23 protein-coding genes, 3 tRNA genes and 1 pseudogene are annotated in these 24549 nt (G+C 57.8%); 19 read left to right on the forward strand and 8 right to left on the reverse strand.

What is annotated here, in order from left to right; translation table 11 throughout:
* The first annotated feature begins 130 nt into the window (after positions 1-130).
* From FQ187_RS09885 to FQ187_RS09910, 6 genes are all read left to right on the forward strand, one after another.
* Positions 131-1108, forward strand: coding sequence for an NAD-dependent epimerase (locus FQ187_RS09885; RefSeq protein WP_149629322.1), 978 nt, complete (start codon positions 131-133; stop codon positions 1106-1108).
* A 49-nt stretch (positions 1109-1157) separates the two neighbouring features.
* Positions 1158-1898 carry a glycosyltransferase family 2 protein gene (locus tag FQ187_RS09890; protein WP_149629323.1) on the forward strand — a complete coding sequence of 247 codons (741 nt, stop codon included), beginning with the start codon at positions 1158-1160 and terminating at the stop codon, positions 1896-1898.
* Positions 1895-2173 carry a lipid-A-disaccharide synthase N-terminal domain-containing protein gene (locus tag FQ187_RS09895; protein WP_008148397.1) on the forward strand — a complete coding sequence of 93 codons (279 nt, stop codon included), beginning with the start codon at positions 1895-1897 and terminating at the stop codon, positions 2171-2173. Before FQ187_RS09890 ends, FQ187_RS09895 begins: the two co-directional genes overlap by 4 nt.
* Positions 2174-2176: 3 nt before the next feature.
* Positions 2177-3697: a glycosyltransferase family 39 protein gene (locus FQ187_RS09900; RefSeq protein WP_149629324.1), complete on the forward strand. Its 1521-nt coding sequence runs from the start codon at positions 2177-2179 to the stop codon at positions 3695-3697.
* The gene (locus FQ187_RS09905; RefSeq protein ID WP_149629325.1) at positions 3694-4629 is read left to right on the forward strand and encodes an SdiA-regulated domain-containing protein; all 936 of its coding nucleotides are present in this window, start codon (positions 3694-3696) and stop codon (positions 4627-4629) included. The genes FQ187_RS09900 and FQ187_RS09905 overlap by 4 nt, the downstream gene beginning before the upstream one ends.
* A 154-nt stretch (positions 4630-4783) precedes the next feature.
* Positions 4784-5293, forward strand: coding sequence for a DUF1993 family protein (locus FQ187_RS09910; protein ID WP_008148402.1), 510 nt, complete (start codon positions 4784-4786; stop codon positions 5291-5293).
* A 339-nt stretch (positions 5294-5632) separates the two neighbouring features.
* On the opposite strand, the gene FQ187_RS09920 is transcribed toward FQ187_RS09910, so the two are convergent.
* The 3 genes from FQ187_RS09920 to FQ187_RS30300 are packed head-to-tail and all read right to left on the reverse strand — an operon-like array spanning position 5633 to position 10564.
* On the reverse strand, positions 5633-6763 hold the full coding sequence (locus tag FQ187_RS09920) for a DNA-binding protein (protein ID WP_149629326.1): 1131 nt from the start codon (positions 6761-6763) through the stop codon (positions 5633-5635).
* Positions 6747-10379 carry a toxin VasX gene (locus tag FQ187_RS09925; protein ID WP_149629327.1) on the reverse strand — a complete coding sequence of 1211 codons (3633 nt, stop codon included), beginning with the start codon at positions 10377-10379 and terminating at the stop codon, positions 6747-6749. The genes FQ187_RS09920 and FQ187_RS09925 overlap by 17 nt, the downstream gene beginning before the upstream one ends.
* Positions 10376-10564, reverse strand: a complete 189-nt coding sequence (locus FQ187_RS30300) for a hypothetical protein (protein ID WP_256667289.1) — start codon at positions 10562-10564, stop codon at positions 10376-10378. Before FQ187_RS30300 ends, FQ187_RS09925 begins: the two co-directional genes overlap by 4 nt.
* A 505-nt stretch (positions 10565-11069) precedes the next feature.
* Between FQ187_RS30300 and FQ187_RS09935 the strand changes: the two genes are divergently transcribed.
* Entirely contained in the window at positions 11070-11435 is a 366-nt protein-coding gene (locus tag FQ187_RS09935; protein WP_149629328.1) for a DUF6124 family protein, read from the forward strand.
* 63 nt (positions 11436-11498) lie between these two features.
* Here the strand turns inward: FQ187_RS09935 and sstT are convergent, their stop codons facing one another.
* The gene (gene sstT / locus FQ187_RS09940) at positions 11499-12731 is read right to left on the reverse strand and encodes a serine/threonine transporter SstT (RefSeq protein ID WP_149629329.1); all 1233 of its coding nucleotides are present in this window, start codon (positions 12729-12731) and stop codon (positions 11499-11501) included.
* A 281-nt stretch (positions 12732-13012) separates the two neighbouring features.
* Between sstT and FQ187_RS09945 the strand changes: the two genes are divergently transcribed.
* Complete coding sequence (locus FQ187_RS09945) at positions 13013-14167, forward strand: MFS transporter (protein ID WP_149629330.1); 1155 nt, start codon at positions 13013-13015, stop codon at positions 14165-14167.
* A gap of 4 nt (positions 14168-14171) precedes the next feature.
* On the opposite strand, the gene nhaR is transcribed toward FQ187_RS09945, so the two are convergent.
* A complete protein-coding gene (nhaR, locus tag FQ187_RS09950; protein ID WP_008148408.1) occupies positions 14172-15071 on the reverse strand; it encodes a transcriptional activator NhaR in 900 nt (299 codons plus the stop codon).
* A gap of 134 nt (positions 15072-15205) precedes the next feature.
* Between nhaR and FQ187_RS09955 the strand changes: the two genes are divergently transcribed.
* Entirely contained in the window at positions 15206-15448 is a 243-nt protein-coding gene (locus tag FQ187_RS09955) for a hypothetical protein (RefSeq protein WP_149629331.1), read from the forward strand.
* A gap of 28 nt (positions 15449-15476) precedes the next feature.
* The gene (locus tag FQ187_RS09960) at positions 15477-16226 is read left to right on the forward strand and encodes a TerC family protein (protein WP_046054156.1); all 750 of its coding nucleotides are present in this window, start codon (positions 15477-15479) and stop codon (positions 16224-16226) included.
* Positions 16227-16305: 79 nt separating this feature from the next.
* On the opposite strand, the gene FQ187_RS09965 is transcribed toward FQ187_RS09960, so the two are convergent.
* Positions 16306-16512 (reverse strand): hypothetical protein, encoded by a 207-nt coding sequence (locus tag FQ187_RS09965; RefSeq protein ID WP_149629332.1) that lies wholly within the window; start codon positions 16510-16512, stop codon positions 16306-16308.
* 134 nt (positions 16513-16646) lie between these two features.
* On the opposite strand from FQ187_RS09965, the pseudogene FQ187_RS09970 reads away from it, so the two are divergent.
* The 3 genes and pseudogenes from FQ187_RS09970 to FQ187_RS09980 all read left to right on the forward strand — a co-directional run bounded on the left by FQ187_RS09970 (position 16647) and on the right by FQ187_RS09980 (position 17910).
* Positions 16647-17376, forward strand: a pseudogene (locus FQ187_RS09970) (peptidase C39 family protein).
* 94 nt (positions 17377-17470) lie between these two features.
* Positions 17471-17677, forward strand: coding sequence for a DUF6021 family protein (locus FQ187_RS09975; protein WP_149629334.1), 207 nt, complete (start codon positions 17471-17473; stop codon positions 17675-17677).
* A 17-nt stretch (positions 17678-17694) separates the two neighbouring features.
* Positions 17695-17910, forward strand: coding sequence for a hypothetical protein (locus tag FQ187_RS09980; RefSeq protein WP_149629335.1), 216 nt, complete (start codon positions 17695-17697; stop codon positions 17908-17910).
* Positions 17911-17965: 55 nt separating this feature from the next.
* On the opposite strand, the gene pbpG is transcribed toward FQ187_RS09980, so the two are convergent.
* Entirely contained in the window at positions 17966-18904 is a 939-nt protein-coding gene (gene pbpG, locus FQ187_RS09985; RefSeq protein ID WP_149629336.1) for a D-alanyl-D-alanine endopeptidase, read from the reverse strand.
* 239 nt (positions 18905-19143) lie between these two features.
* Positions 19144-19998, reverse strand: coding sequence for a bifunctional methylenetetrahydrofolate dehydrogenase/methenyltetrahydrofolate cyclohydrolase FolD (gene folD, locus FQ187_RS09990; RefSeq protein ID WP_008148421.1), 855 nt, complete (start codon positions 19996-19998; stop codon positions 19144-19146).
* Between the two features lie 279 nt (positions 19999-20277).
* Here folD and FQ187_RS09995 point away from each other — a divergent pair.
* The 6 genes from FQ187_RS09995 (at position 20278) to clpX (ending at position 24468) form a co-directional block, all read left to right on the forward strand.
* Positions 20278-20354 (forward strand) — tRNA-Arg (locus FQ187_RS09995).
* A 40-nt stretch (positions 20355-20394) separates the two neighbouring features.
* Positions 20395-20470, forward strand: a tRNA-His gene (locus tag FQ187_RS10000).
* Positions 20471-20524: 54 nt separating this feature from the next.
* Positions 20525-20609, forward strand: a tRNA-Leu gene (locus FQ187_RS10005).
* A gap of 422 nt (positions 20610-21031) precedes the next feature.
* The gene (gene tig, locus FQ187_RS10010) at positions 21032-22342 is read left to right on the forward strand and encodes a trigger factor (protein ID WP_129437029.1); all 1311 of its coding nucleotides are present in this window, start codon (positions 21032-21034) and stop codon (positions 22340-22342) included.
* A gap of 94 nt (positions 22343-22436) precedes the next feature.
* The gene (gene clpP, locus FQ187_RS10015) at positions 22437-23072 is read left to right on the forward strand and encodes an ATP-dependent Clp endopeptidase proteolytic subunit ClpP (RefSeq protein ID WP_046047575.1); all 636 of its coding nucleotides are present in this window, start codon (positions 22437-22439) and stop codon (positions 23070-23072) included.
* Positions 23073-23184: 112 nt separating this feature from the next.
* Positions 23185-24468: an ATP-dependent Clp protease ATP-binding subunit ClpX gene (clpX, locus tag FQ187_RS10020; RefSeq protein ID WP_007946893.1), complete on the forward strand. Its 1284-nt coding sequence runs from the start codon at positions 23185-23187 to the stop codon at positions 24466-24468.
* Positions 24469-24549 lie beyond the last annotated feature (81 nt).

The raw sequence follows: 24549 nt of genomic DNA on the forward strand, positions 1-24549 counted from the left end.
ACCTTATTGCGGGCATCTGGTAGTTCTCCCATTGACGATACAGGCCTTATTGACTGGACTACATGGAGCAAAGCATGAAGCTGACGTGGGTATTGGCCAAGAACAGTGCGCTGATCGGCGCGTACTCCTGATGACCGTTCTGGTCACTGGCGCTGCCGGTTTCATCGGGTATCACACTGTTAAGCGTTTGTGCCTGGAAGGTCTTGAAGTCATCGGTATCGACAACCTCAACGACTATTACAGCGTTGAGCTTAAACGCGCACGGCTCAACGAGCTTGCATCCTTGCCAGGCTTTCGTTTTCAGACCCTGGATATCGTCGACAAACCGGCACTGATGGCGTTGTTCAAAGAACATCGTTTTACCGAGGTTGTGCACCTGGCGGCCCAGGCGGGTGTTCGCTATTCACTGGACAATCCGGACGTCTACGCGCAATCGAACCTGGTGGGTTTTCTGAATGTGCTGGAAGCGTGCCGTCACTATCGCCCCGAGCACCTGATCTATGCATCAAGCAGCTCAGTGTACGGTACCAACAGCAAAATGCCGTTCAGTGTCGAAGACGCTGTCGATCATCCCATTTCACTGTACGCGGCCAGCAAACGTGCCAATGAGTTGCTGGCTCACAGCTATTGTCATTTGTATGGGCTGAAGGCCAGCGGCCTACGCTTCTTTACCGTTTACGGACCTTGGGGGCGACCCGACATGGCGCTGTTCAAGTTCACCGAAGCGATCCTCAACGGCCTGCCGATCGATATCTATAACCACGGCCAGATGGCGCGCGACTTCACTTACATCGACGACATTGTCGAAAGCGTCGTCCGTTTGCGCCCACGGCCGCCGATCCCGGACGGGGAGGGCGACGGCGTTAACCGGATTTTCAATATCGGGCGTGGCATGCCGGTAGCACTTCTGGAGTTCGTCGATTGTCTGGAATCGGCGCTGGGGATCGAGGCGCAACGCAACTTTCTACCATTACAGCCTGGTGATGTGGTCAAGACCTGGGCTGACGTGTCGGCATTGACGCAATGGGTCGACTTCCACCCTCAGGTGACGGTGGAAGCGGGTGTAGCGGAATTTGTGAAATGGTATCGCCACTTTTATCAGCGATGAAATGTTCGCCCTTGATAATAAGAAACCAAGGATTAAAGGGGGGACCCCTATGAGTCATGAAATTTTTGTATCTGTATTGATTCCGGCAAAAAACGAAGCGAACAACCTTAAGCCCTTGATTGAAGAAGTGCGCGCGGCCTTGGCCGACGAGGCGTACGAAATCATCGTCGTGGACGATGGCAGTACCGATGCCACCTTGCACGAACTGCGCCAGATGAAAAACAGTGGCCTGAGCACGCTGCGTATCCTGCGTCATGAGCGTTCGCTTGGGCAAAGTACCTCGCTTTACCATGCGGCACTGGCTGCCAAGGGGCAGTGGCTGGCTACGCTCGATGGCGACGGCCAGAACGATCCTGCGGACATCCCCGGGATGTTGGCGTTGGTGCGCGGTGAACAGGGGCTGGCCGGCATTCAGTTGGTGGCCGGGCACCGGGTCAACCGCCGCGACAACGCGAGCAAGCGCTGGGCTTCACGGTTTGCCAATGGATTGCGCAGCCGCATGCTCAAGGACCGGACACCGGACACCGGTTGCGGATTGAAACTGATCGAGCGGGCGGCGTTTCTGCGCCTGCCGTACTTCGATCATATGCATCGGTTCATTCCTGCACTGATCCAGCGCCACAACGGCCGAATGATCACCCATCCGGTCAACCACCGTCACCGCACCTCCGGGGTCTCCAAATACGGCAACCTCGACCGTGCCCTGGTGGGCATTCTCGACCTGATCGGCGTCTGGTGGCTGATCCGGCGCACGCGCCTGAACGCCAATGCGCAGGAAATCGAAGGATGAATCTCTCCCGTGAAACCCTGTGGCTGGTGGTCGGCTTCGCCGGCCAGATAGCCTTTACCGGTCGCTTCGTCTTGCAGTGGCTGTACAGCGAATACAAGAAACGCAGCGTGATTCCAGTGAGTTTCTGGTACCTGAGCATCGTCGGTAGCGCCCTGCTGCTCGCTTATGCCATTTACCGGGAGGACCCGGTGTTCATTGCCGGTCAAGCCTTTGGCTCGATCGTCTATCTGCGCAATTTGCAGTTGATTGCCCGCAGCAAACACTTAAAGGACTGAGTCATGCGCAGAACGTTATCACCCCGGGTCGAATGCCTGGGTTTGATGTTGCTCGCCCTGGTTTTGATCGGTGCCGGGCTGGGGCTACGTCAGCCGCAGAATGTCGACGAGGAGCGATTCCTTGGCGTTGCGCTGGAGATGCTGCAGCACGGCTCGTGGCTGATTCCGCACCGTGCGGCAGAGATCTACGGCGACAAACCGCCGATTTTCATGTGGACGGTGGCGTTCTTCGCCTGGCTCACCGGTAAACCCGCCATCGCCCTGTATCTGCCGGGGCTTCTATCGGCCGTGACGGTCACCGCAGTGGTCTATGACCTGGGCCGCCGGTTATGGCATCAACGTGCCGGTCGGATGGCGGCGCTCTTGTACCTGGCGACTTATCAGACCTATAGCATCCTGCAGACCGGCCAGATCGACAGCTTTTTGATTCTGTTCACCTCCGTGGGTATGTACGGTCTGGCGCGGCACCTGTTGCTTGGGCCGGCCTGGCGCTGGTTTTACCTGGGCTGCGCCGCCATGGGCATTGGTGTGATCACCAAAGGGGTTGGCTTCGTCCCGGCCCTGATGCTGATTCCGTATGCCTACGCGGTGCGCAAAGGTTGGCCCGGTGTGGTGGCCATGCCGGGAGAGGCGCGCAAGTGGCTGCTGGGACTGTTGGTCATGCTGGGCGCCATCACGATCTGGTTACTGCCCTTGGCCTTGTCCATCGCGCTCAATGGCACTGCTGACGAGGTCGCCTATGCACGAGAAATTCTGCTGCGCCAGACCGCGGGACGTTATGCCGCCGCCTGGGACCATCGCGAGCCGTTCTGGTATTTCTTCGTTCACGTGATCCCGCAATATTGGCTGCCGCTGGTGCTCGTGTTGCCGTGGCTGGTGCCCGCTTGGCGCCGGCAACTGCACAAGCGCGACGGCCGAGTGCTGGTGCTGCTGGGCTGGGTCGTGCTGGTGGTACTGTTTTTCTGTATCAGCAGCGGCAAGCGCAAGTTGTACATCTACCCGGCGCTGCCCGGGCTGGTGCTGGTGGCTGCACCGCTGGTTCCCTGGTTGCTCAAGCGCTGGTTCAGTCAGCGTCCGCGTGGTTGGCGAGTATTCCAGGCGCTGGTCGTGACCTGGTTTGCGCTTTGGATTGCCCGCGGTTTCATCGAGCCGATCAAGGACGGTCCAAACCCTCATGAGGCGATCATGGCGCAGGCGGCGACCATGACTCAAGGTGCCGACCTGGTGTTGGTCAATTGGCGCGAGGGCCATTGGCTGTTCGCACGACAACCGATCGTGCACTTCGGGATGGTCGGCTCAACGGTCGAGCAGGCGGCACAGTGGCTGCGCGAACACCCTCAGGCATACGCCTTGGTCCCCGACGAACTGTTGAGCCAGTGTTTCAATTCTCAGGCCGCGCGTGAGTTAGGCGAAACCTCCCGTGCACAGTGGTCGATCGTCGGCGCCGATGCCGATAACGGCCAATGTCATCCGGGACAACCCGTCAATGTCTATCGATTTACTTGGGACCCGAAAAAAACATGAGTAAAAGGAAGGCTGGAGTTCTGCTTATCGCCGCGCTGGTCGGCGTTAGCGTGGTTTTCGTTCATTTTGGCTGGCCCGGGCAGTTGTACGCGCACTGGCATAACAGCTGGTATGGCAATCAGGCGCCAGACAAAAATATCTGGCTGCCAGACTACAAAGTCGCGATCGACGGCAAACCGATCCCGGGCATCACCGATATCTCCGGTATCGCCTATGACCCTGAACACGACCGCTTGTTGGGTATCACCAATGGTTCGCCGATGGAAATTCTGGCGCTGACCCGTGACGGCGATTTGCTCGAACGCTACCCATTGATCGGTTTCGAGGATACCGAAGGCATCGCTTACATGGGCAAAGGGCGGGTGGTCATCGTTGATGAACGGCTGCAGCGGCTGCACATTTTTACCCTGCCGGACACCGCTGGCCCCATCCGTGCGGAGCAAACCGAATCACTCGCCATTGAGATCAACCTGAATGAGCATAACAAGGGGTTTGAAGGTGTGACCTATGACCCGGCCAATGACCGCATCTTCGCCATCAAGGAGCGTGATCCGCGGCAACTGTACTCAATCACCGGCATGCTCGGCTCCATTGGCAGCCGATTGCAGATCCGTATCAAGGACTTGACGACCTGGGTCGACCGCGGCGTTTACAGCAAAGACCTTTCCGAGGGTTACTACGATCCTCGGACCGGCCACTTGCTGTTGCTGAGCGAACAGTCCAGCAACCTGACCGAACTGGACCAGCAGGGTAACTTCGTCAGTATTCTTTCCCTGCGCGCCTTGGCGGGTGATCTCAAGCATACGCTGCCGCAAGCCGAAGGCATGACCATGGACAACACTGGCGAGCTTTACATTGTGAGCGAGCCCAATCTGTTTTACCGGTTCACTCAATCGAAGGCTGGTCTGTCGGCGAGTGCAGAAAAACACTGATGACGTTGAAGTTTTCATGCCGGCGAGGGGCTAACGTGCGCAGATCGTTCAGAGGTACGCTGCGTTTCCCCACCGGATAAAAGACCCGCCGCAGCGGGGTGTGCATGGCTATAATCGCCCCCACGTTTTCCTCCTGTCACAACACGAGACTGCCATGACTATTTCCCTGTACGCCGCTTCCGTTCCGGTTTTCAAACAAATGCTCAACGCCCTGAGCGATGTTTTGAACAAGGCCGAAGCCCACGCCACTGCCAAGAACATCGACCCAAATGCTTTCCTGCAAGCCCGTCTGTACCCGGACATGTTCCCGCTGGTCCGTCAGGTGCAGATTGCCGTTGATTTTGCCAAGGGCGTTTCCGCGCGTCTGGCTGAAGTTGAACTACCGAAATACGACGACACCGAAACCACCTTCGCCGAGCTGCAAGCGCTGATCGCCAAGGTGCTGGCCTTCATCGGCGAGATCAAACCGGAACAGATCGACGGCAAGGAAGGCATCGAAATCATCACCCGTCAGGGCACGCCGAAAGAGAAGCGCTTCACCGGCCAGGCTTACCTGCTGAGCTACGGTCTGCCGCAATTCTTCTTCCACGTCACCACCACCTACGCACTCCTGCGTCACAACGGTGTGGAAGTAGGCAAGCGCGATTACATGGGCGCGTTCTAAACCTCCCGACGTAAAAAAGCCCGCCAAGGTGTGAACCTTGGCGGGCTTTTTGGCGCGTGTAGTAACGCCGGTCTGCCTCGTCACTGGCGCGGCTGTGGGCAGTGAAGTCGGGTGTGGCGCCCTGGTACTTGGCGAGTTTGAACGCTTCGGCATGCGCTTCTTTGCGCGCTTGTTCCAGTGCCGGGGGCACAGGAGCGTCCAGCGGCTCGAACTTGCCGCCCTTGTTCAGGTAGTCGAGCAAGGCTTTGCGGGTCTGTTGCCGATCCGGTTCGGGCAACTGTTGCAGATCGACAAGTTGGCTCAGGGACGCGATGTGGGCGCGGACATTGGAAAAACAACTCATGCGCGGCGTTTGTCGGTCGGATTCAAGCGCTGCACTTCAGCAAAGATCTCGGTAATCGCTCGGCGAGGTTGGCGTTTATGCAGGGCGCGGACCTGTGCGCTCAGGCGCAGCAGTTCTTCACTCGGTTTGGCCCATTGTCCCTTCGGCAACGGCTCGGACCATTGGCGCATCGATTCGGGCATGGCCTGCGGGGCCATTTTCTGGAGGCGGCGGACTTCCCATTCGGTCAGGTGGTTGGGAATCGTCCACAACGTCATGACGTGGTACAGGTACCAGAAGAAGCCGGACACTCGACCACGGTGGCCGTCACGGATTTGTTGGTGCAGGCGCGCGCGGGCGTTGCGGAAAGTGTGCAGGCCTTCGTGGGGTGGGTCGTTCGGGCCTTGCAGGTCTTGCGGGTCCTGAATGGATTTGAGGTCGTGGATTTCGTATTCCATGTAGCCGCGAATGGCTTCCCAGTGGCTGATGGCCAGGGAGAGGCCGAAGCAGGGAAATTCGACGCTGGTCAGGGTCTCGCCGTGCTGGAAGCCGATGCCCATGCCGTATTGGCGGTGGATGCCGTATTGGGTGGCGCCTTGGGCTTCGATGACCCAGGCCGAGAGGGATTCCCAGGGGACGAAGACGGGCTCGGTGGCGTCTTCGGGCATGAAGCAGACTTCGCGGCGTTGGCGGTTGAAGCGGGTGGGGATGATGGCGGCGCGTTTGTTGTGGGTGTGGCGCCAAGTGCAGAGAAGGATGGCTAACGCAGAGAAGCCGGTTATCAGGGCTATTCCGTAGGCCTCATTGAAAACCCCTTCTATGGCATGAGAAACATCGTCCCAACCCATCCCGAACAAAAAAAACATGAAGCCGCCAAATAGAGGTATCAAAAATGCGATCGAGAAGGCAACGCTGAATGGTCCACCTAATACGACCTGCCATGAAAACACCTGCGGTGAACCCAAGCCAAAGTCCATGAACACCTCATTCAGATCCCCGATATGCGGACCGTGCGGTGGCAGCGCTGTCGGTAGTGGCAACGGCGCGAGATAAGTGATTTTCCCACTTGGAAACGGTTCAACGTCTCCGGCACTTCGGGATTGCTCAAGTTGCGGCGCGGGTATCGGGATATCAATCTTGTTGGGCATGGTCGGCCAACTCCAGCAAATGGGTTTCAACCAGCAACATGGGCGGATGTTCGGTAACGGATTGAGGGGCCAACGCCGGAAAGCGGCCGTCACCCCGAGGGTCCAGGCGAATGACCCGAATGCGAGAAACCCACGCGCCCTTGGCGTTCAAGGTCTGTATACAGACTGCCAGCTCCAACGTTTCGGACGCCGGGGTAAATTCGCTGTCAGGATCCACGGGATATTTCAGGCATAACACCAGCCGGTCGGGTCCTGTTTGCACGATGCGCAGGCTGTTCGCCACTTCCTCACTGACGACGTCCTTGCGCTGGCGCGGTACACCACGACTGTGGAGGGGAACGGAAAGTCGGTGGGCGCCGATCCCCAGGCGATGAGCCGGTTGACCGCTCAGGGGCGGCTGAAAATCATTGAGCTTGAGCCCTGGCAGCACCAGATGGATGTCTTTGGGCTTGGCCTTTAACAACAGGTCTTTCAGCCAGGAGTCATGCTTGTTCGGACCCAGTTGCGCATACGGGGCGTGAAGCAAATAGGCCAGATAACTTTGATATTCATCCAGGGTATGGTCACCGCGATGATCGGCGTCCAGGCTCCAGGGAGTGGTTTTCAGCCACTTATCATGGGTGCTGATGTTGTAGCGGTTGTACAGCCAGGTGCCACCCAGTTCCAGCACGGTGAATAAGGCGCCGGCCAGATTGAAGCGGAAGAATACGGTGGATAGCCTTGTCCCCGCAGCAGCCCAAGCAGCCGTTCTTGCGGCAGTGTTTTTTGCGATCAACACGTTAAATGCAGCACGACCGGTGTGACTCAAACCATAGGCATTGACGGTCGTCATGCCGGTCGCCCCTGCTGTCGCGAGCGCCGCACTATTCTGCGCCGCAGCATTCCCACTCCGCGTCGCCTGTTGCCAATTCTGGTGGTGGTTGATGAGGCTGACCATTGAAGATGCAAAACCAAAACCGTAGGTGAAGATGCCCAGTCCAACATGCATCTTGCCCATTTGCACATGCACATTTTGCAAAGCATGGTGCTGAAGACCCGCGACGAGCGCAGCGCTCCGAACCTTCAACGCCGTATCGGCGAGACTTTGGGCCGCAGTGAATCCCGCCGCCCCGGTAGCCATCGCTGCATTAAAAAAGGGCATCCAGACTCGCTTGTTCCTGGATTGGTTGGTCAGTTCCCTTATGACCGAAACCAAATTCACCCCCTGCACCAAAAACACCAACAACCCCATACCCTCACTTCGAATCAAACTCCCATTCGGCACCGAGCCAACCCCCAGCCGAATATCCTTCAGCAAACTCCGTACCTCCAACTGCTGCGCCGGCGGAAACAACACCGTCACCCCCGCCCGAGCCGGCGTCGCGCCATACAGCCGAACCGACTGGTCGGGCAATTCCGCAATCGGGCTCAGCGCCCCCGCCAACCGGCCTTCAAGTTGCGTCAACTGCCCGCGTACCCGCACGATCTCGCCCTGCAACTCCACCGCCCGTGGCATCTTGTGCCCCGCCCGGTTTTTGTTGTGGGTGAGCTGGTTGCGTTCGCGGGTCAGGGTTTTCAGGTAATCGCGCTCCCTGAGCAGTTCCTTGAGGTTGGTTTGCAACGCCGCGTGTTCTGCTGGGCTAGCGACAGTAAAGGTCACGCCGGTGGTTTTCGCCGCATCCAGTATCCGTCCCGACAAGGCCTTGGGCAGGCGCCGGAACAGTTCGTCGAGGTCGGGGATTTTTCCTCCGGCCAGATCGAAACCTTCCAATGCCCGGCTCAGCCCCAGGTTCAGCGCCGGGCTGAGGCTGTGCTGGGCCGCATCAGCAACGGCGCGGGTGTGTTCGGGCAAATCGTCGAGGGCCGGCAGGGGCGGTTGTTCGATTTTCTTCAACTCGCCCAACCAGTGCGGCAGGTTGTTGAACACCCCCATGCCGGCGTTGAACAACGTGCTGTATTGCGCGGCCCGTTCTGGCTGAAGACGCAACGGCAAGGTGTAGAACAGCGGTCGGGTCAGTTCGGGGTGTTTTTCCAGATAGCCGAGGAGGATTTCGCTCGCGTGGTCGCTGCGGCAGATGTCCTTGAGGCAGGCGTATTCGGCGGTGAAGGCCTGGTGGAGTTGCTGTTGATCCTGCGCGTCGTAATACCAGGCCGAGCGATGGAAGCGACCGGCACACACCAGCATGGTGCGGTCGGCGGTGATGCGCTCGAGCAAGCGGTTCCAGCGGCCAAGGTCGTCTCGATGCTGAAACAGCGCGCTGTCCATGGCCGGACGGTCGATGAAATCGTTGACCCCACGTTTGCCACTGAAGCTGGAGCCTTCGAGCACATCGACGATGCGTTTGTTTTGCTCTCGGCCGAGTTTTATCAAGGTATCGAGGTGACGTTCGACGAAATCGTCGGGGGCGACCGTGAAATGTTGGCGCGTGTAGTAACGGCGGTCTGCATCGTCACTGGCGCGGCTGTGGGCGGTGAAGTCGGGTGTGGCGCCCTGGTACTTGGCGAATCTGAACGCTTCGGCATGCGCTTCTTTGCGCGCTTGCTCGAGTGCCGGAGGCACGGGAGCGTCCAGCGGCTCGACCTTGCCGCCCTTGTTCAGGTAATCGAGCAAGGCTTGGCGGGTGTGTTCCCGGGTTGGTTCGGGCAACTGCTCGATATCGCCAAAAAGCGCCTGGACTCGTGGATCGTCGCTGGCGTCGGCCAGGTTGCCGATATCCGCGGGACTGAGCTGGCTAAAGGATTCGATGTAGCAAGCCAGCAGGTAATCGCGTTCGTTGTGGTCGGCATTGCTCCAGTCGTCGACCCAGCCGACCACGGTGTCTTGATACTCGGCCAAGTCACGCAGCACGCCGAGGTCGTCGTGTACCACGAGGAACAGCGTGTCGTCCTGATAAGCCGGGCGGACCCGCCCGAGAAACTCGCCGATGTGCGCCTCGCGAAACCGCCGTGGCTGTTCCCACAGATAGGGTTCACGTTCGTGCGCGGGGGCGTCGCTGACGTGCACCGTCGGCAACAGAACGGCGTCCGATGGCGACTCGGCTTCCTGCTCTTCGCGGTCTTTTGCGACGTGTGCCTGCTGGGCTGGAACGGTCGCAATCTCCGCCAGCCACTGCTTACCTTGCGCGACCGTCAGCAGATGCTCGCCACCGGTTTGGCAATGCACCGGGCCGAGGTCGACGGCCTGCATGAAGTGTTCGCGTTCCTCGCGGCTGTCGAGCACTTGCGTGCATTTGGCCGCCGTCCATTGCACTTCGGCGAAGGTCACATGCAAGGTGCTGCGCCTTGAAAATACCAAGGCCGGACGCTCCTCGATGGGCGTGCGCTGATCGCTGTCGACCTTGGCGCCCTTGTGCAGCAAGGCGCTGACCAGTCCGTTGAGTACCTGGTATTCGTGCAAGTGGCCGGTGACGCTGTCGATGATGTACAACCAGCCATCGCGCAGCATGCGAATGCCCAGCGGACGGGTTGTCAGGGCATACGGCAGCTTCAGTTCGGCACTCGGGTCGAGGGGCTTTTCCACCAGCCCATAGCGCAAGGGCAGCAGCTGCACGTGGGTTTGGCGCAAGGGGCAGGCACCCAGAGAGCCGATGGGGGATTTGGATGCCGCTGCTGCGGCGAGGTTGGCGGGTGAAGTCATGGGCGCCCCCGTTGGCTGGCCCACTGGTGGGCCAGGTCAGCGGCCAACGCGATGCGCTCGCCGGGGGATTGCAGCGATGGTGTATCGAGCGTTGGGGTGATGCGCGCGGGCTGATTGAGTACCTGAATGTCGCAGGAAAAATCAGCGTCGCGTCTGAAAATGCCTGGGTTGGCAGCACTGTGCATCCACATGTCCCTGTGTCTGTTAAAGACACGGGACTTTGCGTGCATCTACCAATTGGCGCAGTCAGACGAATCGATATTTAGCGTAGGACGCATCCGTTAAGCCGAATGGTTGTCGAATATCGTTTCCCGTCAACATTTTCGGAATGTTAAACACCGCTCGACAGCACTTGTTGAAAACGGCTCAAGGTTACTTCCTGCAAGCTACAACACCTTGCGTCGTTGCCTACGGCTACGCCAGAATCCGCCGGCTTGTGCGCCTTGGGGGCGGTCGGTAACTTGGTTCTCGTCACTGCCCATCAGTGATAGGGTTTAGTCGCCCGGCTAGTCATCTACGGTTGCACAAGTGTCATCCAGTCAGGTTCGCCTGCACTTGATGGTGGCTGTGCGCATGGCGCCTTCGGGCGCACCGGGTTTTGGTGACTTCACCGGTCGACTAACTTGCGCACAGCCGCCTCCTTTTCGTTTAGTCGCGAGATGGTCACGGCCCTTCTATAGGAAAGTTACCATGTTCAAGGTCACACCCAATCCACCAGACACCGATCCGGTCTCCCCCTACGAAAGCCCTGACTCAAACGACCATCACTTCCCGCCAGCCGACCCCAAACCACCAAAACGCAACGGCCAGCTCTTCAGCGTCTGCCCGGGTATCAACCCTGAAACCCTTCTCGCCAATGCCTCGGAAGATTTGCTGTCCATCAGTGCCATCGCCGCCAACCTCGCCGACGATGTGGACGGCTCCCGCCGCTCCGTAGCCTTGGCGCTCAGCCGCATGGCTGACGGCGTGCATTTGATGGTGGAGCGAACGCTGGATCATCTGGATGAGCCGGAAATGGCGGCGATTTTCGCCAAGCAACAAAGCCGCGTCATCTAATCCGCCACCCATAAAAAATGGGCACCCAACCAAGTTGGCGTGCCCTTTTTTAATGCGCCGGATTTAAGCCAGGCGTTGTTCTTTCTCGTCTTCGCCCAGGCACGCTGCCGCGGTGAACAGCACGTCGGTGGAGGAGTTCAGCGCGGTTTCCGCCGAGTCTTGCAGCACGCCGATGATGAACCCAACGGCCACCACCTGCATGGCGATTTCACTGGGGATGCCGAACAGGCTGCACGCCAGGGGAATCAACAGCAACGAGCCGCCCGCCACACCAGAAGCGCCACAGGCACAGATCGCCGCGACGACGCTCAGCAGGATGGCGGTCGGAATGTCCACGGCGATGCCCAGCGTATGCACGGCGGCCAGGGTCAGCACGGTAATGGTGATCGCCGCGCCGGCCATGTTGATGGTCGCGCCGAGCGGGATCGAGACCGAGTAGGTGTCTTCGTGCAGGCCCAGGCGCTTGCTCAGTTCCAGATTGACTGGAATGTTCGCCGCCGAACTGCGGGTGAAAAATGCGGTGATGCCGCTTTCCCGCAGGCACATCAGCACCAACGGATAAGGGTTGCGACGCAGTTTCCAGAACACGATGACCGGATTCATCACCAGCGCCACGAACAACATGCAGCCCAGCAGCACTGCCAGCAGATGCACGTAGCCGATCAAGGCGCCGAAACCGGAGGTGGCGAGGGTCGAAGCCACCAGGCCGAAGATCCCCAGTGGCGCGAAACGAATCACCAAACGCACGATCAGGGTCACACCGTTGGACAAGTCGCCAAGCACCTCTCGAGTGGTGTCACCGGCATGGCGAATGGCAACGCCCATCCCAATCGCCCACGCAAGAATGCCGATGAAGTTGGCATTCATCAGCGCTCTGACCGGGTTGTCGACCACGCTCAACAGCAGACTTTGCAGCACTTCACTGATACCGCCCGGCGCGGTGACCGTAACGTCGTGAGTCGCCAATACCAGGCTCGACGGGAACAGCGTACTGGCGACAACGGCCACCACCGCCGCCGCAAACGTTCCCAGCAGATACAGAAACAGAATTGGCCGGATGTGGGTTTCCTGGCCGTGCTTATGGTTGGCGATCGAGGCCATGACCAGCACGAACACCAGAATCGGCGCGACGGCTTTAAGCGCCGATACGAAGACTTTCCCGATAAACGCGGTGGACTTCGCCACCTCCGGCGCTAACAGGGCCAGGGCAATCCCGGCGATGAGACCGAGGATGATTTGTGTGACCAGGCTTAAGTGTTTCAGGCGTAACCATAGCGAAGGGGATGAAGCGGTCATAAAACGGCATCTCTGATTTTTTTTAGGTGCGGGGGTATCGCGACATCAATGCCAATCAATGGCCGATGAACAGGGTGTACGTATCGCAGGGCGCGGACTTTATCACAGCGTGGCCTTTATCCTTCAGACCTGTGACGATCTGCCGCCCGTGGGCCAACGAGATCGGCAGGTTCGTGCAACCCTGATCGGAAACACTCTGTTAAGATTCGCCATCCTCATTTTCAAGTCATGCCAGTGGGCCTTCGGGCTATCGCTGGTGTCGTCGTTTTCTGGAGTTCTGCATGCTGTTGCCCATCCTTCTGTTGTCTGCCGCCGGTTTCACGGTGCTGACCACGGAATTCATCATCGTCGGCCTGTTGCCGGCGATCGCTCGAGACCTTGAAGTCACCATCCCCCAAGCGGGTTTGCTGGTGACCTTGTTCGCCTTCACGGTCGCCGCATTCGGGCCGTTCCTAACCGCGTATTTCGCCCGGTTCGAGCGCCGCAAATTGTTTATCTCGGTGCTGATCATGTTTGGCTTGGCCAACACCCTCGCAGCGTTTGCGCCAAACATCTGGGTGATGTCCGTCGCCCGGTTGATCCCCGCGTTGGGGTTGCCTGTGTTCTGGGCGCTGGCCAGTGAAACCGCGGTGGACATTGTCGGCCCGGACTACGCCGGTCGCGCCATCGCCAAGATCGGATTCGGGATTGTCTGCGCCACCGTGTTCGGCATTCCGGTGGGCACACTGATCTCCGATGCGTTCGGTTGGCGCAGTGCCTTCGGCATTCTGGCGGTGATCGCGTTTGCCAAGGCGTTGCTGCTGTTTATCTACCTGCCGAAAACCAATCTGCATCAGCATCAGGTGAGCTTTCGCTCGCAGTTCAGGATCCTGCGCAGCCCGCTGATGGTGGGGCATGTGCTGCTGTCGATCCTGGTGTTCAGCGGCATGTTCACCGCTTATACCTACCTGGCGGACATTCTTGAGCGACTGGCCGGTTTCAGCGGCACGCTGGTCGGCTGGTGCCTGATGGGCTTCGGCGCGGTCGGCCTGATCGGCAACTCATTGGGCGGCCGCGCGGTGGATCGTCATCCGTTGATGGCTTCGACGATGTTCTGCGCGTTCATGATCGCCGGCTTGGTGGCATTGGTGCCGAACATTCATTCGCCGCTGGGTCTGGCAGCGGCGATGGGGATTTGGGGCGTGACTCAGGCGGCGTTGTTCCTGGTCAGCCATGTGCGATTGATGAAGGCTGCACCCGAAGCGCCGGCGTTCGCGGCATCGCTGAACATTGCCGGGGCTAACCTCGGGATCGGCCTGGGCGCCATGATCGGCGGTAGGGTCATCGACGGTGTAGGCCTGCAAGGTCTTGGTTTCGCGGCGGCAGCTTTTATCCTCGCCTCGATCCTCTTGGCCATCGCGCTGATGACCTTCAAGCCCCGCGAAGTCTGCGCCTGACACCTCACATCTCGGTGAACAGCTCGCGTCGGGCACCTTCGGTAATGGCGACAATGCCGGGGTGCTTGACCTTGCGTTCCACCGAAATGGCGTAGAACGACTCGGTCACCGCGTCGGTCTGGCCAATCAATTCCACGCCGTATTGGCGTATTACCTCATCGGCAATCACGCTCGGGCCGATGAAGATCCCGCTGCCGGATTGGCCGAAAGCCTGCATCAAGGCGCTGTCGTCGAACTCGCCGACGATGCGCGGCTGGATCTGCTGCTCGGCAAACCAGCGCTGCAAGCGACTGCGCACCACGGTCTCCGGCCCTGGAATCAGCAGCGGTGCGCCGTGCAGGCTGCGGGGGAAATCCTGACCGTACTGCGCCGCCAGTTCAGCAGTGGCGAAGAAGCTGATCCCGCATTCCCCGAGTTTCTGGCTGTAGCCCTTGATGTCCAGGTGCGAGGGCATCGGGCTGTCGGAGATCACCAGGTCAAGACGCTGGATCGCCAGGTCGGCGAGCAGGCGTTCCAGTTTGTCTTCGCGACAGGTGATGCGCAGCGGCTCGCTCAATTCCATGGTCGGCGCAATCAGGCGATAGACGATGGATTTGGGCACCACATCGGCCACACCTACCCGAAACAGAATCTGCTGTTCGTTGGGCTGTGCTCGCAGCATCAGCTCCAGTTCGCCGCCCAGCTGAAACATTTGCTCGGCGTAGGGCAGGGTCTGACGGCCGGCCTCAGTGAGTTCCAGTTGCCGGCCGACCCGGCGAAACAGCTCGATGCCATAAGTTTGTTCGAGCAGGGAAATCTGCCCGCTGATGGTCTGCGGCGTCAGATTCAGCTGTTCGCAGGCGCGCACGATGCTGCCGGTCTTGGCCACCACCCAGAAGTAATGCAGCTGTCGATAGTTGAGCATGGCGACCTACAGTTCGTTAAAACCGAAGTATAACCGCTAAAAATACGAATTTTCCTGAAGTGTTTGCCTCCTTAGAATGCCTCGCTATCGACGGGTGGCCTTTTCGCCCTGTCTGTTCTATCGAGGAAAGCATCATGAAGCTTAAAACCACGGCACTGCTGATCACGTCTTTACTGGTATTGGCCGGTTGTGACCAAGCCGAAAAAAGCGCTCAGCAACTGATGGGCAAGGCTGCCGAAACCGCCAAACAAGCGATCGACGACACCCACAAAGCCGCAGAGCAGGCAATCAGTGACGCCTCTGGCGGGCTGATCAGCAAGAAAGAACAATCGGGCGAAGATAAAGAGAAAACCGAATCTTCGTCCCAGGAAATCTAAACCGTCTTAAAAGAGTCAGGACTGACCCATGGAATACCTTTTAGAACTTGCTGCAAGCCCCACCGCCTGGGTTGCCCTGGCCACGTTGATCGTCATGGAAATCGTGCTCGGTATCGATAACCTGATCTTCATTTCGATCCTGACCAATAAACTGCCCGAGCAGCACCGGCAGAAGGCGCGGCGCATTGGTATCGGCATGGCGCTGATCCTGCGACTGGCGCTGTTGAGCACTATCGCGTTCATCGTCCAGTTGACTGAGCCTGTGATCGATATCTTCGGCCAGACGTTCTCCTGGAAGGACATGATCCTGATTGCCGGCGGCCTGTTCCTGTTGTGGAAGGCGACCACCGAGATCCATCACAGCATGGACCCTGCACCGGATGATCCGACGTCGGCCACCTCGACCGTGACCTTGGGCTTTGCCGCCGCGATCGGTCAGATTCTGCTGCTGGACATGGTGTTCTCCATCGACAGCATCATTACCGCTGTCGGCATGACCGAGCATTTGCCGATCATGATCATCGCGGTGGTGGTGTCGGTACTGGTGATGTTGCTGGCGGCTGATCCCCTGGCCAAGTTCATCAACGACAACCCGACGGTGGTGATGCTGGCGCTGGGCTTCCTGATCATGATCGGCATGACGCTGATCGCCGAAGGCTTCGGCGCCCATGTACCGAAAGGCTACGTGTATGCGGCCATGGCGTTCTCGGCGACGATCGAGGGTTTGAACATGATGTCGCGACGGGCAAAGCAGAAGCGTATCGCCGCTGAAGCATAACCTGCGTTAAACGAAACGGCCGCCTGTGCTCGAAAGAGTCCAGGCGGCCGTTTTTGTTTGCGCTACACAACGGTGTCGTTCAGTGCGCGGTAGCGTGCTGTTCAGCGGTTTTATCGGGTTTCGCCACTGGCGCCGACTGAGCCGGATGATGGTGCCGGCGGGTAATGCGCAGGACCCCCCACAACATGGCGGCGGCAACGGTCAGCCAGCCAGAAATCAACATCATAATGGTCATTGTCATTGTCAGGCTCATCAGTGCCTCCTCTTCGCCCTGCTGCGGGCACATACTCTTTGCACATGACAGTCTAGTCGCTGCTGTGTTTCAGGCTATTGACCAAAGGTCGCCTGTCACCAATTAGTTCGCTCTATCGAATGCCATCATCTGCCGGTTGAGGCTATACCACTGCCGCGCGGCGTCCTATGATCGACGGCCAAGCCGGGAGCGTGAATGCCTGGCGTCTAAATCAAGAGAGTGATGATGGTGCGGGTATTTTCTCGAATTCGATCTTTAGTGCTGGTCGTTGGCTGCGTTGCAGGTCTGGCTGGCTGCGCGGGGAGTGTGGCACCTGAAATCAAGCGCCTGCCGGAGCGAGTCGAACTCAGTGGCACGTTCTACCGTGGCGTGGCGAATCAGAGTGGGCCGCAAGTGCTGGCCAGCATGTTGTCCCAGCAAGGCATAGTGATTACGCCAGGTTTGCTCGAAAAACCGTTGCATTTGCCGGGTGCCGAAGCCCAGTTGCAGCAGAACATGCAGAACCTCGCTCGCGAGTACGGCATGGTCGTCTATCCCCTCGACAGCAATCTGCCTGCACTGTTGACCCAGGTTGCGGCCGGTTACCCGGTAATGGTGCGTTTCACTGAAGGTTCGGCGTTCTGGGCTGAACCGCGTTACGCCATTCTTGCCGGGTACAACCGTCAGAAGCGGACAGTGCTGCTGCGCTCGGGCATGAATCGTCGGGAGTTGATGGGCTTCGGTTCGTTTGAGTCGGCGCTCAAGGATGCCGGTGGCTGGGCCGTGCTGATTCAGAAGCCGAATCAGTTGCCGGCCAATGTCGATCAGCAGCGATGGCTCAAGGCCGCGAGCGACCTTGCCCGGGCAGGTCAGGAGCAGGCGGCCGCCAGGGCGACGAAAGCGCTGAACGCGCAATAAGTCCGTTCGTCATCTGTCGGGCACCCTTGCACTTTGCCGACCTCTAAGAAAGTAGGGCCCGGATTTCTCCGGTCCAGACTCAAAGGAGGTGCCCATGGCACATTCCACTACCCCTGTCGGCCCGCACTCGTCCGAGCATTCCTCGGGCGATGAGTTGGGCTTCGATCCCGATTCGCCGGACCTCGCCGATCCTCAGGTCGACCCCATCGGCCCTGCCAAGGCGCCCAGGGATGTGAAGCCGGGCGACAATACCAAGGCTCCCGCGAAGCCTTACGATCCACTCGCCGATCTGAAACCCTGAGCCTTAGTGAGGTGCGTATGTCTACCGATTCGAGTTTCAACGACAAACGTCCGGACAGCGTTCCAACCACCCCTGAAAAAGACATCGACCCCGTGATGGATCCGGACAGCCCGTTAAGGGATCCTTTGGCCAGGCCCGTGGTCGTGCCGACGGAGCATCCACAGGGCTGGAATGACCCGAGTGCCGGGGACGGCATTCCGGATGACGAACAGATGCCGCTGCCCAATGACTGACGCCGGACGAAAAAAAGCCCCGAATGGTCGGGGCTTTCTTTTGTCTGTCGTTTACTTATTTCGACGCTTCAACCACGCCGCTCTGACGATGCTTGAGGTTCTTGTTGGACTTGTACTGCAAGGCTACAGACGGCACGTTCGTGCCTTGGCCGGTTTCCACCCAGCTGCGAATACGGCTGGCATCGGCAAAGTGTGTGTACTTGCCGAAAGCATCGAGGATGACCAGCGCAACCGGGCGGTTGGCCATGCTGGTGACCAGCACCAGGCAGTGACCGGCCTCGTTGGTGAAGCCGGTTTTCGTCAGCTTGATGTCCCAGTTCGGCTTGTTGACCAAATGGTCGGTATTACGGAAACCCAGGCTGTAGTTGGGTTTACGGAACGAAACGGTTTTTTCCTTGGTGGTACTTAGCTCAGTCAACAGCGGGTACTTGTGCGCAGCGATCAGCAGTTTGCTCAGGTCGCGGGCCGTGGACACGTTGCGAGGGGAGAGGCCGGTCGGTTCTACAAAGTGGGTGCTGGTCATGCCCAGTGCTTTCGCTTTGGCATTCATTGCGGCAATGAACGCGACGTAGCCACCCGGATAGTGATGGGCCAGGCTTGCGGCAGCGCGGTTTTCCGAGGACATCAGGGCAATCAGCAGCATTTCCTTGCGCGGCATTTCGCTGTTGAGTTTGACCCGGGAAAACACACCTTTCATTTCCGGGGTGTCACTGATGTTGATGGAGAGGTATTCGTCCATGTTCTGCCTGGCTTCAACCACGACCAGGCCGGTCATCAGTTTGCTGACGGAAGCGATCGGCACAACCACGTCAGGATTGCTGGCATAGATGACTTTGTTGGTCTGCAGATCCATCAGCAATGCGCTGCCGGAAGCGATCTTCAGTGTTGACGTATCTCGCGGCGCCGAAGTGGTGTCGGCAGCGTTGACCATTGGCGTGGTGAAAGTCCCTGTAAATGCAAAAAATAGGCTCAGGATGGAAAGACGGATTTTCACGCTGGCAGACTCGTTAGGTGTGGATAAGCCGTTCTGTAACGGGTTGTTTCTTTAAAAAACGACGCATTTTAGGAGTATGGCTGAAGAACTGTCGATGGTTGTTCAATGAACAGGTCAAAGTCCTTGAAAACCCCTACAAGCAGTAGGTTTCCGGCGAGTGGTAGCGTTTTTAATTCAGGCAAAAAGAACCCCGCCAATGGCGGGGTTCTTTTGTTCGTCGCAGCAATGAAAATGCGAACTCAGCTGTGCAGTGTTTCGGCTGCGTACAGCGTGTTTTCCAGCAGGCAGGCGCGGGTCATAGGGCCAACGCCACCCGGGACTGGAGTGATCCAGCCGGCGCGGGGCAGGGCGGTGTCGTAGATCACGTCACCGACCAGTTTGCCGTCTTCCTGGCGGTTGATGCCGACGTCGATCACGATCGCGCCTTCCTTGATCCACTCACCCTTTACCAACCCCGGCTTGCCGGCGGCGACCACCACCAGATCGGCGCGACCGACGTGGCCTGCCAGATCCTTGGTGAAGCGGTGGGTGACCGTCACGGTGCAGCCGGCCAGCAGCAATTCCATTGCCATCGGGCGGCCAACAATGTTGGAGGCCCCGACAACCACTGCATCCATCCCGTAGAGATCGACACCGGTGCTTTCCAGCAACGTCATGATGCCTTTAGGGGTGCACGGACGCAGCAGCGGAATACGCTGGGCCAGGCGGCCGACGTTATAAGGGTGGAAACCGTCGACGTCCTTGTCTGGACGAATACGTTCCAGCAATTTGGAGGCGTCCAGGTGTTCAGGTAAAGGAAGCTGAAGCAGAACGCCATCAATCGCCGGGTCGTCGTTCAGGCGATCGATCAGATCGGTCAGCGCTTCTTGAGTGGTTTCGGAAGGCAGGTCGTAGGCTTGGGAAATGAAGCCGACCTCTTCACAGTCTTTACGCTTGTGCGAGACATAAACCTGAGAGGCGGGATCGCTGCCGACCAGGATCACCGCGAGACCGGGCGTGCGCAGACCTTGCTGGCGACGCTCGTTGACGCGTTTGGCGATCTGCTGGCGCAGGCTGGCGGCGATCGATTTGCCGTCGATTAGTTGTGCAGTCATTGCGCGTGATTAACCATCGAGAGGGGAAAAAAAGAGAACGCATTCTCGCATGTCATGAGGTGAGGGCAAAGGCGCTTGGTCTGCAAATTCCCCTAACCCCTTTAATTAAATGAATTTTTTTTAAAAAAGAGTTGACGACCTTCAGGGGCACCTATAACATTCGTCGCACTTGTCGGGCACAGCCTAGCACTGGTTAAGAAGGTCGAGCAGAGTTGATGTTTAATTCGGTGAGGCTGAAAGCACTTAGTTTGTAATCGTCCAAGAATACAGATTAACAAGGCGCCCGTAGCTCAGCTGGATAGAGCATCCGCCTTCTAAGCGGATGGTCGCAGGTTCGAGTCCTGCCGGGTGCGCCATTAGGCAGCTTTGGCACAAGTAACGCAACATGGCAATATGGTGGGCGTAGCTCAGTTGGTAGAGCACGGGATTGTGACTCCCGTTGTCGAGGGTTCGATCCCCTTCGTCCACCCCATATTTAGAAAGGCGCCAGATTAACAGTCTGGCGCCTTTGCTTTAAAAGCTTGATGCGGATGTGGTGGAATTGGTAGACACACTGGATTTAGGTTCCAGCGCCGCAAGGTGTGAGAGTTCGAGTCTCTCCGTCCGCACCATTACAAGTGGCTATTTAATAGCAGAAAACGGCGCAGCACCTGAAAAGGGCTGCGCCGTTTTTGTTTTAGAAGTCTGAATTTTCAAAGCGGCCGCAGGTTCTGGGTCTAGAGGGCGGCTCGGATCGTCGGATTCATGTTTCTCGATGATGCTGATTCGCCCGTTGGTCCCCTTGTGGGGTCGACTGTCAGGGATGGATTGCCGATGCCTCCTATATATAGAAGGATTGGTGCAGAGCCCTGGCATGATTGGCTGTATTTGCTAACAGGGCGAGGCACAACCGTTTGTCCCCGCCTATAAATTGCCTGCTGCTTTTTTACCCGTTTTCAGTAGGGTGACTTCTTGAGTTTGACCCACTAGAATGCATGCCCTTGATTCTGGGGTCGGAAACGGCCGGCTAACGTCTGTGCAACGAGGAATATCCATGCAAGTTTCTGTTGAAAATACTTCTGCTCTTGAGCGCCGCATGAGCATCACCGTGCCGGCTGAGCGCATCGAGACTCAGGTCAACAAGCGTCTGCAGCAGACTGCCCAAAAGGCCAAGATTGCTGGCTTCCGTCCAGGCAAAGTGCCAATGAGTGAAATCAAGCGCCGTTTTGGTGCTGATGCACGTCAGGAAGCTGTTGGCGACGTGATCCAGTCTTCTTTCTACGAAGCTGTTGTTGAACAAAAGCTGAACCCGGCTGGCGCTCCTTCAATCGAGCCGAAATCGTTGGAAGCCGGCAAAGATCTGGAATATGTCGCGATTTTCGAAGTGTTCCCTGAGTTCACCGTTGCCGGCTTCGAAGGTATTGCGGTTGAGCGCCTGAGCGCTGACGTGGCTGATGCCGATCTGGACAAAATGCTGGAAGTGCTGCGCAAGCAGAACACCCGTTTCGAAGTGGCCGATCGCGCCGCTCAAAACGAAGACCAGCTGAACATCGATTTCGTTGGCAAGGTCGACGGTGAAGTGTTCGCTGGCGGTTCCGCCAAAGGTACTCAGCTGGTTCTGGGTTCCGGCCGCATGATCCCAGGTTTTGAAGACGGTCTGGTTGGCGCTAAAGCCGGCGAAGAGCGCGTTCTGAACCTGACCTTCCCAGAGGACTATCAGAACCTCGACCTGGCAGGCAAAACCGCTGAGTTCACCGTGACCGTGAACACTGTTTCCGAGCCAAAACTGCCAGAGCTGACCGAAGAATTCTTCGCTCAATTCGGCATCAAGGAAACCGGTCTGGAAGGCTTCCGCACCGAAGTTCGCAAGAACATGGAGCGTGAACTGCGTCAGGCGATCAAATCCAAGGTCAAGAATCAGGTAATGGACGGTCTGCTGGCCACCAACCCGATCGAAGTGCCTAAGGCTCTGCTGTCCAACGAAGTTGACCGTCTGCGCGTGCAGGCTGTTCAGCAGTTCGGCGGCAACATCAAGCCTGAGCAACTGCCGGCCGAGCTGTTCGAAGAGCAAGCCAAGCGTCGCGTTGTGCTGGGTCTGATCGTGGCTGAAGTGGTCAAGCAATTCGACCTCAAGCCTGACGAAGCCCGCGTTCGTGAAATGATTCAGGAAATGGCTTCGGCTTACCAAGAGCCTGAGCAGGTTGTGTCCTGGTACTACAAGAACGACCAGCAACTGAACGAAGTCCGTTCGGTTGTGCTGGAAGAACAAGTTGTGGATACTGTTCTGCAGAAGGCTAACGTGACCGACAAATCGGTCTCTTACGAAGAAGCAGTCAAGCCGGTAGAAGCTCCACAAGCCGACTGATAGCTTTTTGCGGTAAGAAGTAATCACCATAAGCCAGCCTTCGCGCTGGCTTATGCGTATTCAAGACATAACTATTTGGGAGTGACTGCAGAGCATGTTCCGTAATTCGTATATTCAGCAGAACTCTGATATCCAGGCCGCAGGCGGCCTGGTCCCGATGGTTGTCGAGCAGTCCGCTCGTGGCGAGCGCGCCTACGACATCTATTCGCGCCTTCTCAAGGAGCGAGTGATCTTTCTGGTTGGTCCGGTAGAGGACTACATGGCCAACCTGATCTGTGCGCAACTGCTGTTCCTTGAAGCGGAAAACCCGGACAAGGACATCCATCTCTATATCAACTCCCCGGGCGGTTCGGTGACGGCGGGCATGTCGATCTATGACACCATGCAGTTCATCAAGCCAAACGTGTCGACCACCTGTATCGGTCAAGCGTGCAGCATGGGTGCGTTTCTACTGACGGCCGGTGCCCCTGGCAAGCGTTATTGCCTGCCGAACTCGCGTGTGATGATTCACCAGCCACTGGGCGGTTTCCAGGGCCAGGCTTCGGACATCGAAATCCATGCCAAGGAAATCCTCTTCATTCGTGAGCGTCTCAACACGCTGATGGCCAAGCATAGCGGTCACACGCTTGAAGAAATCGAGCGCGACACCAACCGTGACAACTTCATGAGCGCAGAAGCCGCTCGTGAGTACGGGTTGATCGACGAAGTGATCAGCCAGCGCCCCGCTTAAAATAAGCAGCTCAAAATAGGCTTGGTCGGCTGCTCCGATCACCAGCGGGCTTGAAAAAGCCCGCAATAGCCTTCATCTTGTGTTGCAAGCCTATCGGATTTGGATCGAACGAATGACTGACACCCGCAACGGCGAGGACAACGGCAAGCTGCTCTATTGCTCCTTCTGTGGCAAAAGCCAGCATGAAGTGCGCAAATTGATTGCCGGCCCCTCGGTCTTTATCTGCGACGAGTGCGTCGACCTGTGCAATGACATCATCCGTGAGGAGGTGCAGGAAGCCCAGGCCGAGAGCAGCGCGCATAAATTGCCATCGCCTAAAGAAATCAGCGGCATCCTTGATCAGTACGTGATTGGTCAGGAGCGTGCGAAAAAGGTTCTGGCCGTAGCGGTGTACAACCACTACAAGCGCCTGAACCAGCGTGACAAAAAGAATGACGATGTCGAACTCGGCAAGAGCAACATCTTGCTGATCGGCCCGACAGGCTCGGGTAAAACCCTGCTTGCCGAAACACTGGCCCGCTTGCTGAACGTTCCGTTCACCATCGCCGACGCAACCACCCTCACCGAGGCAGGTTACGTGGGTGAAGATGTCGAAAACATCATTCAGAAGCTGCTGCAGAAGTGCGATTACGACGTAGAAAAGGCCCAGATGGGCATTGTCTACATCGATGAGATCGACAAGATCTCGCGCAAATCTGACAACCCGTCGATCACCCGGGACGTTTCCGGTGAAGGCGTGCAGCAGGCCCTGCTCAAATTGATCGAAGGCACGGTCGCTTCCGTTCCGCCTCAAGGTGGTCGCAAGCATCCGCAACAGGAATTCCTTCAGGTCGACACCCGTAACATCCTGTTCATCTGCGGTGGTGCGTTCTCCGGTCTGGAAAAGGTTATTCAAAACCGTTCCACCAAGGGCGGCATCGGTTTCAACGCGGAAGTGCGCAGCAAGGAAGAAGGCAAGAAAGTCGGTGAGTCCCTGCGTGAAGTCGAGCCTGACGATCTGGTCAAGTTCGGTCTGATCCCTGAATTCGTCGGTCGTCTGCCGGTACTTGCCACGCTGGACGAGCTTGATGAGGCTGCGCTGATGCAGATTCTCACCGAACCGAAAAATGCTCTGACCAAACAGTATGCCAAGCTGTTCGAGATGGAAGGTGTGGACCTGGAATTCCGGGCTGACGCTCTGAAATCGGTCGCCAAACGTGCCCTGGAACGCAAAACCGGTGCCCGTGGACTGCGTTCGATTCTCGAAGGTGTATTGCTCGACACTATGTATGAAATCCCCTCGCAGTCCGAGGTGAGTAAAGTAGTGATCGACGAAAGCGTTATAGAAGGCAAGTCCAAGCCACTGTATATCTACGAAAACAGTGAGCCGGCTGCCAAGGCAGCGCCAGACGCTTAAGCGTCACGCTGCTGGAATAAAGAAGGGGCCTTCGGGCCCCTTTGCTTTTTGCGCGTTTTAACACCTTCTTTAAGCTTGTTT

The organism is Pseudomonas sp. ANT_J28, from assembly GCF_008370005.1.
GTDB classification, from domain to species: domain Bacteria; phylum Pseudomonadota; class Gammaproteobacteria; order Pseudomonadales; family Pseudomonadaceae; genus Aquipseudomonas; species Aquipseudomonas frigoris.